Source organism: Streptomyces sp. NPDC059248, from assembly GCF_042753905.1.
In the GTDB taxonomy this organism is placed as follows: Bacteria; Actinomycetota; Actinomycetes; order Streptomycetales; family Streptomycetaceae; genus Streptomyces.
Genome location: NZ_JBHYZV010000140.1, coordinates 1 through 10247 on the forward strand (window position 1 = coordinate 1; position 10247 = coordinate 10247).

At 73.2% G+C, this 10247-nt stretch carries 11 protein-coding genes; 9 read left to right on the forward strand and 2 right to left on the reverse strand.

Annotated features, from left to right (window positions below; genetic code table 11):
• Positions 1–256 precede the first annotated feature (256 nt).
• Entirely contained in the window at positions 257–1000 is a 744-nt protein-coding gene (locus tag ACFXG1_RS32375) for a S1 family peptidase (RefSeq protein ID WP_384745754.1), read from the forward strand.
• 55 nt (positions 1001–1055) lie between these two features.
• Here the strand turns inward: ACFXG1_RS32375 and ACFXG1_RS32380 are convergent, their stop codons facing one another.
• Positions 1056–1598: a flavin reductase family protein gene (locus ACFXG1_RS32380; protein ID WP_384745756.1), complete on the reverse strand. Its 543-nt coding sequence runs from the start codon at positions 1596–1598 to the stop codon at positions 1056–1058.
• A gap of 8 nt (positions 1599–1606) precedes the next feature.
• Positions 1607–2593 carry an LLM class oxidoreductase gene (locus tag ACFXG1_RS32385; protein WP_384718319.1) on the reverse strand — a complete coding sequence of 329 codons (987 nt, stop codon included), beginning with the start codon at positions 2591–2593 and terminating at the stop codon, positions 1607–1609.
• 89 nt (positions 2594–2682) lie between these two features.
• Between ACFXG1_RS32385 and ACFXG1_RS32390 the strand changes: the two genes are divergently transcribed.
• The 8 genes from ACFXG1_RS32390 (at position 2683) to ACFXG1_RS32425 (ending at position 10171) form a co-directional block, all read left to right on the forward strand.
• Positions 2683–3288, forward strand: a complete 606-nt coding sequence (locus tag ACFXG1_RS32390; RefSeq protein WP_384718920.1) for a TetR/AcrR family transcriptional regulator — start codon at positions 2683–2685, stop codon at positions 3286–3288.
• A gap of 76 nt (positions 3289–3364) precedes the next feature.
• Entirely contained in the window at positions 3365–3898 is a 534-nt protein-coding gene (locus ACFXG1_RS32395; RefSeq protein WP_384718918.1) for a metal transporter, read from the forward strand.
• Positions 3898–5151, forward strand: coding sequence for a sensor histidine kinase (locus ACFXG1_RS32400; protein ID WP_384745759.1), 1254 nt, complete (start codon positions 3898–3900; stop codon positions 5149–5151). Before ACFXG1_RS32395 ends, ACFXG1_RS32400 begins: the two co-directional genes overlap by 1 nt.
• Entirely contained in the window at positions 5148–5807 is a 660-nt protein-coding gene (locus ACFXG1_RS32405; RefSeq protein WP_384719543.1) for a response regulator, read from the forward strand. Before ACFXG1_RS32400 ends, ACFXG1_RS32405 begins: the two co-directional genes overlap by 4 nt.
• 151 nt (positions 5808–5958) lie before the next feature.
• Complete coding sequence (locus tag ACFXG1_RS32410; RefSeq protein ID WP_384719541.1) at positions 5959–6894, forward strand: ABC transporter ATP-binding protein; 936 nt, start codon at positions 5959–5961, stop codon at positions 6892–6894.
• Positions 6891–7916, forward strand: coding sequence for an ABC transporter permease subunit (locus ACFXG1_RS32415; protein WP_384719539.1), 1026 nt, complete (start codon positions 6891–6893; stop codon positions 7914–7916). Before ACFXG1_RS32410 ends, ACFXG1_RS32415 begins: the two co-directional genes overlap by 4 nt.
• Before the next feature lie 254 nt (positions 7917–8170).
• A complete protein-coding gene (locus tag ACFXG1_RS32420) occupies positions 8171–8374 on the forward strand; it encodes a cold-shock protein (protein ID WP_030069301.1) in 204 nt (67 codons plus the stop codon).
• Between the two features lie 87 nt (positions 8375–8461).
• Positions 8462–10171, forward strand: a complete 1710-nt coding sequence (locus ACFXG1_RS32425; protein WP_384745762.1) for a DEAD/DEAH box helicase — start codon at positions 8462–8464, stop codon at positions 10169–10171.
• Positions 10172–10247: the final 76 nt, after the last annotated feature.

Below are 10247 nucleotides of genomic sequence, written 5' to 3' on the forward strand. Positions count from 1 at the left end.
AGTACGTCCAGTACGAGCCGTGGACCTCCGCCTTGCGATGCACCGCACCGAACGCCGCGGGCCGGCAAACCTTTCCGGTCACAGCACTAGGCGTACCCGGAAATCGTCCCCGCCGACCCCTTGTGCGCCGGGTGGCGCGTCTGCCAGATTCTCCGCAGTCACTCCTATCATGGACGCAACAAGACCCCCACGTCGCGTCCCTGGCCTTCCTGCGCATCCCAGCAGGGCTCCACCCCCACACAATGGAGAAGACCTCGTGCGCATCACCCGACTCATACCCGCTCTCGCGACCGCCGCGCTCTCCGTCGTCGCTCTCGCCCCCACCGCGTCGGCCCAGGCACCGGCGCCGGTCGCGGAGAGCGCGCCCCGGGACACGGCCGGGACCGCGGCGCTGCCGATCATCGGCGGCGACTACGCGAGCAACGCCCCCTGGGCGGCCCGGCTGTTCTCCAACGGCCGGCAGACCTGTAGCGCCACGATCATCGCGCCCACCTGGATCCTCACCGCGAAGCACTGCGTCACCGGCGGCGGGCTGTCGTTCCGGATCGGCAGCCTCGACCAGAGCAGCGGCGGCACCGCGGCCAACGCCTCCGGGATCTACAACCACTCCTCGTCCGACCTGTCCCTGGTCAAGCTCGACCGCTCGGTGTCCGCGACCTACGCCCGCCTGGGACAGCCCGGCTCGGTGTCGGTCAACCAGACGGTCCAGGTGTACGGCTGGGGCGCCACGTCGCAGTGCGGCTCCGAGGCCAACTGCCAGTCCCGCTATCTGAAGGTCGCCGATGTCATCGTCACCGGCGGCTGCCGCGACGCCTACAACGGCTCCGCGATCTGCGCCCGCCGCGGCAACGGCATCACGGCGGGCGGCGACTCCGGCGGCCCGATGATGGCCAACGGCATCCAGGTCGGCGTCGCGTCCACCAGTGACCGGCAGACCATGACGGCCTATACGAACGTGACCGCCTACCGGCCCTGGATCCAGTCGGTCGCCGGAATCTGACGGAACCCGGGGCGGGACCCGGTCCGGTCCCCGCCCCGGGAGCGGCCCGCCCGGATCAACCCTCGACGTCCGGCGCCCGCCCGGCGAGTCCGCGGTAGCGCCGCTCCACATAGAGGAGCGGGCCGCCGAAAGGGGCGGAGGGACGGCGGACGCCGGTCACCTCGGCGACCACCAGGGCGTGGTCGGCGACCTCGATCCGGCGGACCGTACGGCACGTCATCACGACGGCGCTCCCCTCCAGCTCCGGCCCGCCGCCGTCGGGGGACGGCCGGTGGCGTACCCCCGCGAACTCCTCGGCGCCGAAGGAACGGCGCCGGGTGAAACGGTCGGCGACGGCCTCCTGGCCCGCGGCGAGGACGTTGACGGTGAACCGCCCGGCTTCCCGGACGGTGTCATCGGTACGGCTGCCGCGCCGCAGCGAGATCAGCAGGGTGGGCGGGTCGAGCGACACCGACAGCAGGGAGTTGAGGGTCGTACCGTGCGGGCCCTCGTCGCTCCGGGTGGTGACGACCGCCACGCCCGTCGCCCACAGCCGCATCGCCTCGCGGAACGCGCCGGACTCCGCCCCGGCGCCGGGACCACCGGCGTCCGCGGACACGGCCGGGGTCACCACGCGGCGGCCAGGGGCGCGGGGGACGCCAGGGCGGGGAACTCCGGTACGACCTCTTCGGCGAGCTGCGCCACCACCTCCGCCGCCGGCCGCCGCCCGTGCTGGACACCGAGAGCGGCGTGGTTGACCCCCGCCTCCTTCCAGCGGCCGAGCAGTTCGAGCAGGCCCCGCGAGCCCGTACGCAGGACGAAACCGCCGCGCAGCGGGGTGGGCGGAAAGCCCGGGTCCTCGTGCAGATCGATCCACTCGTTGGTGGCGACGGGACGGAACTCCCCGCCGGGGACCAGGTCCCGCCACGCCCCGATCCGGTCCCCGAGACCCCGCGGCCCCGCGGGGGTCGCGGTGGCGCCGGGATAGACCAGCCAGCCGTCGGCGTGCTCGGCGATCCAGCGGGGGGACTGCTGGGACGACCCGGTGACCAGGAGGGGGATCCGGCCGTGTACCGGCTTCGGCAGCAGACTCGCGCCGCCGGGCCGGTCCGCCCCCAGGAGTCCGCGGAAGGACGCGACCGCCTCCCGGTAGCGGGCGCCGCGCTCGCCGTGGTCCACCCCGTAGGCGGGGAACTCCACGGGGCGGTCGCCGGACGCCGCGCCGAGCACCAGACGGCCACCGCCGAGATGGTCCACGGACGCCGCCTGCTTGGCGAGGTCGATGGGATGGCGCAGCGGGAAGATCACACTGCCGGTCGCCAGGGATATCCGGGCGGTGTGCGCCGCGAGCCAGGTCAGGGCGGTCCACGGGTCGTACACCTGCCCCACGTCGCCGAAGGCGGGGTCGGCCAGTGGCACGTCCCGGACCCAGGCGGCGGCGAACCCGCCCTCGTCGGCCGTCCGGACGACCTCCGTCTGGCCCCGCAGGTCCGCCATGTCCCCCGCGTACGGCCACAGGGGCAGGAACAAGCCGACGGTCAACTCCCCCGGCGCGAACATACGGGCGTATCCCGGGTGGCTCTCCCACGAGGAGGCCGGTACTGCTGTGCTCATCGATACCCGTCCATGGTTCTGGTTGGAACGTTCGATCCAGAGCATACGCCAGCTTTGGATCGAACGTTCCAACCAGTAGACTCGTGACCATGCCAGCCACCGCACCGTTCGACCGCGCGTCCGACGCGGACACCCGCCGCAGGATCATCCGGGCGACGGCCGCCCTGCTCCAGCGCCAGGGGTACGAGAGCACCTCGGTCAAGCGCATCGCCGGCGCCGCCCAGGCCTCGCCCAGCTCCGTCTACCACTTCTTCCCCGGCGGCAAGGAAGAGCTGGCGATCGAGGCGATGCACCACGGCGCGCGGGAGTTCGGCGAGCTGCTCGCGAAGGGCCTCGCGTCGAGCCCGGACCCGGCCGAGGCCGCGGCCGCCTGCGCCCTGCTGCTGGCGGAGGACCTGAAGGAGTCGGACTGGAGCGACGGCTGCCCGGTCGCGGTCACCGCCCTGGAGACCATCGGCCGCGTCCCCGGCCTCCAGGAGGCCGCGACCCGCTCCCTCACCGCGTGGCGGGAGCTGGTCACGGCCAAGCTGACGGAGAGCGGCATCGCACCGGCCGCGGCCGGCCCCCTCGCCGGAACGGTGATCAGCATGCTGGAGGGCGCCGAACTCCTGAGCCGGGTGACGGCCGACGACACCCCCCTCCGCGACGCGGCCGTCCATCTCGCGCAACTCGTGAGGGCGGCCCCCCGGGTCTGACCGACCGCGATCACGGCCCCGGTTCCGTACTTTCGGCCGATACGCGGGCCCGCTCCGGCTTTCTAGCCTGGACGGCATGACAACAGCGGATCGTCCGGCCGGACCCACGGGAAGGACGGTCGACATCGGGCTCGGCCTCGTACTCGTCGCGGGAATCGCCTTCACGGCCTATATGTTCACGACCAGTTGGGGCGGCGTGTCCTGGGTGCTCGGCACCGTCGTCTCGGTCGCCGTGGGCGGCCTGGCCCTGGTGCGCGAGCGGTGGAGACCACGGGCGGTGGTGGCCGGACTGGTCGTGACCGCCGGTGCCGTCACGGTGTCCCTGATCGCCGGGGACCGGCTGCCGCGGGAGCCCGCGCCGGTCACGGCGCTCGCCCTGGCGGTGCTCGTCGGATCCGCGGTCAGGACGCTCCCGGGCGGAGCGGCCTGCGGTATCGCCGTCGGCGGGGCGGTGGTGACGGGGCTCGGCTGGATCGAAGGTCCTGGCCCGGTACCGGCCCTGGCCACGACGGCGATGGGCGCCGCGCTCCTGGTGGGACCGGTACTGCGCCGTATCGACCGCACCCGGGGGCGGTACGCGCGACCCCCGCGGGACGCGGCACGGTCCTGATGCCGGAGGAACCCACGGACGTACGCACCGTTCGCCAGGCGCCCGACCCCGACCCCGGCCCCGACCTCGTCGCGGCGGGGCCGACCGCCGGCCCGCCCGTCGGCGGCGGCTGCGGTATCGGCATCGCCGTCCCCGCCCGATGGGCCGGCGGCGTCTCCGCCATCGGGCTCGGTGTCGTGTTCCTCGCGGCCGTCGTGGTCCAGGCCGACGCCCTCGGCCGCACCTGGGGAGCCGCGTACTGGGTGCCCGGCACCGCGACCGCCGTACCGGTATGCGCGCTCGCGCTGCTCCGCCACCGCGACCGGACCCGTACCGCCATCGCCGCACTGCTCGTCGCGGCACTGGGGGTCCTCGTCACGGCGCTCCCCGGGACCGGGCTTCCGGCCGCGCTCGGCCCACCCGTGGCCCTGGGCCTGGGGGTGCTCGTCGGATCCGCGGTCAGATCCCTGCCCCCGGCACGGGCGGCGGCCGTCGCGGGCGCCGGACTGCTGCTGGCCGCCGCCCAGTTCGCCGTCCGGCCGACCTCGGTGGTCGGCCCCGTCGCCGCGGCGATTCTGCTGGCCGCCGCCGGGGCCGGACTGTCCCTGCGCAGGCTCGACGGCCGGGCCGTGGCCGCCGCCGACGAGGTGCGCCGGGCCGAACGGCTGGAACTGGCCCGGGAGTTGCACGACGTCGTGGCCCACCACATCACCGGCATGCTGATCCAGGCACAGGCCGCGCACGTCGTGGCACGACGCGACCCGGAGGGGGTGCCCGCATCGCTGGCCGGGATCGAGGCCGCCGGTATCGAGGCCATGGCCGCCATGCGCCGGGTCGTCGGGCTGCTGCGCGACGACGGCGACGCGGCGCCCGTCTCCCCCGGTCCCGAGACGCTCGGCGCGCTGGTCGAACGGTTCGGCCGCGAAGGCCCTCCGGTGCGCCTGCGCGGGCCCGGCGACGACACGGGGTGGCCGCCCGAGGTGACCAGCACCGTGTACCGCGTCGTACGGGAGGCGCTGACGAACGTCCGGAGGCACGCCCGGCACGCGCGCTCCGTGGACGTCACCGTCGGCCGCGCCGCCGACACCGTGACCGTCGAGGTCACCGACGACGCCCGGGCCGACTCCGCACGTCCCCACCAGCGGGGGTACGGTCTGATCGGCATGCGCGAGCGTGTCGAGAAGCTCGGCGGCCGGTTAACCGCGGGCCCCCGGCCCGGCGGCGGCTGGTCCGTACGGGCGACCCTGCCCGTCCCGACCCGGGAGCCCGGATGACCATCACGGTCCTGATCGCCGACGACCAGGCGATGATCCGCGGCGGACTGCGGCTCATCCTGGAGGATCAGGACGACATCTCCGTCGTCGGGGAGGCCCGGGACGGCGCCGAGGCCGTGGAACTCGCCCGGCGGCTCCGCCCCGATGTCTGCCTGGTGGACATCAGGATGCCCCGTCTTGACGGTATCGAGGTCACCCGCGCGCTGGCCGGTCCCGGGGTGACCGATCCCCTGCGGGTCGTCGTGGTCACCACCTTCGACCTGGACGATTACGTGTACGGCGCGCTGCGCGGCGGCGCGGCCGGTTTCGTCCTCAAGGACGCCGGGCCCGCCCTGCTCGTCGAGGCCGTCCGCGCCGCACACAACGGCGAGGCGCTCGTCTCCCCCTCCATCACCCTCCGGCTCCTGAGACATCTCCACGACACCGCGGCCCTGCCCCGGGCCCGTGCGCGGCGTTCGCCGCTGTCGGCGCGCGAGCTGGACGTCGTACGGGCCGTCGCCCGAGGCCGTACCAACCAGGAGATCGCGGCCGAGCTGTTCATATCGCTCAGCACGGTCAAGAGCCATCTGTCGGGGATCCAGACCAAGCTCGGCGCGCGCAACCGGACCGAAGTCGCCGTCTGGGCCTGGGAGAACGGCTTCGTGGAGACGTCGTGACGTGGCGGAACGTGCCAACAGCCGGGGCACCCAGCCCAGATCCACCGCGGCGGCGGACCAGCGGCGGACCGGCCGAAAGTACGGTCCCACACGGCGTCGACCGTACCGACGGCCGATGCCGGTCGTCACCCGCGGATCCCACGATGAGGCCATGTCATCTACAGACTCCCCTCCCGCGATCCACGCGGTAGGCCTGACCAAGTCGTACGGCCGTCGCGGCGCCCCGGCCCTGAGCGATGTGGATCTCGCCGTCCCCGCCGGCCGTATCGTCGGGCTGGTGGGCCCGAACGGGGCCGGCAAGTCGACCCTGCTGCATCTGATCTGCGGACTCGTCGAGCCGACCGCAGGATCCCTGACGGTGCTGGGGTCGCGTCCCGCGGCGGACGCGTCGCATCTGGCCCGGGTCGGGTTCGTCGCCCAGAACACACCGGTGTACGGCTCGTTCACCGTGGCCGAGCATCTGGCCTTCGGGGCGCGGATGAACCCGGGCTGGGACCCCGGTCTCGCCGAGCGGCGGGTCGAACAGGTGGGGCTGCGTCCCGGGCAGCGAGCGGGGCAGCTGTCGGGAGGCCAGCGGGCGCAGCTCGCCCTGGCCGTCGCGGCCGCCAAACGGCCCGAGCTGCTGGTCTTCGACGAGCCCGCGGCGGCCCTGGATCCCCTGGCTCGTCAGGGGTTCCTGCGGAATCTGACGGAGTTCGTCCGTGAACTCGGCGCCGGCGCCGTCCTCTCCTCCCATCTGCTCGGCGATATCGAGCAGGTCTGCGACCATCTCGTGGTGCTCTGCGGCTCCCGCGTCCAGGTCGCCGGGGACATCGGGGAGCTGCTGGCCGGGCACGCCCGGCTGACCGGGCCGCGCGGCGGATTCGGCGAGCCGCCGGCCGGGGTGGAGACGATCGCGGTCGAGCAGCACGACACGTACAGCAGCGCCGTCGTCCGTACCGGTGGCGGGAGGCTTCCCTCCGATTACGGCGCCTACGCGGCCCGGCCCCTCACCCTCGAACAGCTCGCCCTCGCCTATATGACGCGCGCCGCGGCCGTACCCGGCCCCGTCCGTACCGGGGTCACGACCCGGAGGGCCGGCCGATGATCTGGCTCACCTGGCGCCAGTTCCGCGTCCAGGCGCTCTTCGGCGCCGCCGCGCTCGTGATCGTCTCCGGGTACCTCCTCTATCTCGGCGCGGACATCCGTGACGCGTACGACGCCTACCGGGCCCGCTGCGAGGGCTCGGCCGACTGCGCCTCGGCACGGAACCGGTTCCGGGGCGCGTACCAGAACACCCTGCTGTTCACGGCGGCGGGACTCGCCCTGCTCCCCGCCGTGCTCGGAACCTTCTGGGGCGCTCCCCTGGTAGCCCGGGAGCTGGAGAACGGCACCCATCGGCTGGCGTGGAACCAGAGCGTCACCCGCCGGCGATGGCTGCTGACCAAGATCCTGCTCGTGGGTGCCGCCGCCGTCCTGATGACCGGTGCGGCGGCGGCCCTGCTCACCTGGGCGGCCCGCCCTTTCGACGCGGTGGTCGGGGAACGGTTCGACACCTTCGTCTTCGGCGCCCGCAACATCGCCCCGATCGGGTACGCGGCACTGGCCTTCACCTTCGGAACGGTCGCCGGGCTCGTCCTGCGCAGAACCCTGCCCGCCATGGCTGTGACACTCGTCGCATTCCTCGCCTTTCAGTTCTTCTTCCCCAATGTCGTACGACCGGCACTCCTGCCGCCGGAGAGGGCCGCACTGCCGATGACGGCCGAGGCCATCAACGCGGCGCGGAGTCTCGGCAGCATCACCGGCGGGCCCGTCGTCGGCGGCGTACGGATCCCGGGCTCGCCCGACGCGTGGATCGCCGAGACGAGCCCGCTGCGCACCCCGGACGGCCGGACCCTCCGGACGAGCGTCTTCGACAACTGCCTCGACAGCCCGCCACGGACCGGCGCGCAAGGCACCTTCGGCGATACCGCGGTATGCCTCGCCCGGCACGACCTCCATATCGATGTCGACTACCACCCCGCTAACCGCTACTGGTCCTTCCAGTGGCTGGAGACCGCGGCCTATCTGGCGCTCAGCGGGCTCCTCACCGCGTTCGGCATCCGGCGGATCCGGCGGCGGGCGGGCTGACCGCGGGCCGGGGTCCGCGGGTGTCGCGCGCCGACCGGGACCTGTGGAGTAGCCGCTGGTGGGAGGGGGTGGCGGGCGCTCGCCCCGGCCACGTGGGTGATCCACCCGTGATCACCGCGTCGTGCTATAGTTGTCCCGTTGCAGTTTTGGTACCCATGAACCTATGTGCGCCTGACGGGAATGTTTATCCTCAGGCGCATAATTTGTTTCCGGCATCTCCGGATGGGGCCTCTGCCTACATTAAGGAGAATGTCATGGCACAGGGAACCGTGAAGTGGTTCAACGCTGAAAAGGGCTTCGGCTTCATCGAGCAGGACGGCGGCGGTCCGGACGTCTTCGCCCACTACTCGAACATCGCGACGCAGGGCTTCCGTGAGCTCCAGGAGGGCCAGCGGGTCTCCTTCGACGTGACGCAGGGCCAGAAGGGCCCGCAGGCGGAGAACATCGTTCCCGCCTGATCGCCGGACGCGTATCCACTCACCGGGGTCCGCACCGTCATGGTGCGGACCCCGGTTTGTGCTTTTCCTGGAAGGCAGACAAACCGCATGGCCAACAGGTCCCGGAAATCAAGCAGGCGCACCGCGTCACCCCGGGCGTCCGCGTCGAAGCCCGGGGAGTTCCGGCTGCCGGCAGGCACCACCCCCGCGCTGCCCGCCGTCGAAGATTTCGCCGGTCTCGACATGCCCGCCGCGTTGCTGAAGACCCTCACCGCGCAGGGCGTGACCACCCCCTTCCCCATCCAGGCCGCCACGCTGCCCAACTCGCTGGCCGGCCGCGACCTCCTGGGACGGGGGCGTACCGGCTCCGGGAAGACCCTCGCGTTCGGGCTCGCGGTCCTGGCCCGCACGGCGGGCCTCCGGGCCGAGTCCCGGGCGCCCCTCGCCCTGGTCCTGGTGCCGACCCGTGAACTGGCGCAGCAGGTGACGGACGCGCTGACGCCTTACGCGACAGCGGTGAACCTCCGGCTCACCACCGTGGTCGGGGGCCTGTCCATCACCCGGCAGGCCGACGCGATCCGGCGTGGTGCCGAGGTGCTCGTGGCGACCCCCGGCAGGCTGAACGACCTGGTGGAACGCGGTGACTGCCGGCTCGACGCGGTACGCATCACGGTGCTCGACGAAGCCGACCAGATGACCGACCTGGGCTTTCTGCCGCAGATCACCAGGTTGATACGACAGGTGCGCCCGGACGGGCAGCGGATGCTCTTCTCGGCCACCCTGGACCGCAATATCGACCGGCTGGTACGCGACTTCCTGACCGACCCCGTGGTGCACTCCGTGGATCCGTCGGCGGGAGCCGTGACCACCATGGAGCACTACGTGTTCCATGTGCAGGACGAGCCCAGCAAGAAGGCCGTCACTCAGCGTATCGCCGCGCGTGACGGACGGGTCATCCTCTTCCTCGACACCAAGAGGTCCGCCGACCGGCTCGCCAAGCGGCTTCTGTCGGTCGGTGTCCGCGCGGCGGCGCTCCACGGCGGACGAAGCCAGCCGCAGCGGAACCGCACCCTGGAGCAGTTCAAGAACGGCCAGGTCACCGCCCTGGTGGCGACGAACGTCGCGGCCCGTGGCATCCATATCGACGACCTCGACCTCGTCGTGAACGTCGATGTCCCCGGCGATCACAAGGACTACCTCCACCGGGGCGGCCGCACGGCCCGGGCCGGTGGCTCCGGCAATGTGGTGACCCTGGTGCTTCCCGAGCAGAAGCAGGAGATGTCCCGGCTGCTGTCGGACGCGGACATCCGTCCCAGGACCGTCCGGGTCCGGCCGGACGACGAGGAACTCGCCACCATCACGGGTGCCCGCGAGCCCTCCGGTGTGGCCGTCACCCTGGACATCCCCGCGCCCGCGACGCCGCAGGGGGCCCGCCCGGCCGGTAAGACCGGTGGCGGCTCCAGCCGCAGGCGCGGCAATCGCGGCAGGTCCGGCACGGCGACGGGCACCGCCGCCGCCGGGGGCCGGGGTTCGGCCCCGAAGGCGACCGGCGGCCGGGCCGCGGCTCCGGCCGCGACCGGGACCGGGACCGGGACCGGGACCGGGACCGCTCCCACGAGCGCGGGACGCGGTTCCCGCCGGCGTTCGGGCGACGGCGCGGCCGCGGGCACGTCCACCGGCGCCGCCGCCGGTACCGCCGCCCGCCGCTCCGGCAGGCGCTCCGCGTCCGGCAAGCCGTCCGACGGCGCCGCCGGGAAGACCACCACCGGCCGCGGCTCCTCCGCCCGCCGGTACGGCGGTCGCCGGGACACCGCCTAGCAGCCGGCCGACGTGGGCCCGGGAGACCGGGCCCGCACGGCGGACGTACGCACCCCCGGGCGTGGTATCGCCCGGG

Coding starts and splice junctions, on each gene's coding strand:
- ACFXG1_RS32385 (WP_384718319.1), bottom strand. CDS start 2,593: ATGAGCACAGCAGTACCGGCCTCCTCGTGGGAGAGCCACCCGGGATAC.
- ACFXG1_RS32390 (WP_384718920.1), top strand. CDS start 2,683: ATGCCAGCCACCGCACCGTTCGACCGCGCGTCCGACGCGGACACCCGC.
- ACFXG1_RS32395 (WP_384718918.1), top strand. CDS start 3,365: ATGACAACAGCGGATCGTCCGGCCGGACCCACGGGAAGGACGGTCGAC.
- ACFXG1_RS32400 (WP_384745759.1), top strand. CDS start 3,898: ATGCCGGAGGAACCCACGGACGTACGCACCGTTCGCCAGGCGCCCGAC.
- ACFXG1_RS32405 (WP_384719543.1), top strand. CDS start 5,148: ATGACCATCACGGTCCTGATCGCCGACGACCAGGCGATGATCCGCGGC.
- ACFXG1_RS32410 (WP_384719541.1), top strand. CDS start 5,959: ATGTCATCTACAGACTCCCCTCCCGCGATCCACGCGGTAGGCCTGACC.
- ACFXG1_RS32415 (WP_384719539.1), top strand. CDS start 6,891: ATGATCTGGCTCACCTGGCGCCAGTTCCGCGTCCAGGCGCTCTTCGGC.
- ACFXG1_RS32420 (WP_030069301.1), top strand. CDS start 8,171: ATGGCACAGGGAACCGTGAAGTGGTTCAACGCTGAAAAGGGCTTCGGC.
- ACFXG1_RS32425 (WP_384745762.1), top strand. CDS start 8,462: ATGGCCAACAGGTCCCGGAAATCAAGCAGGCGCACCGCGTCACCCCGG.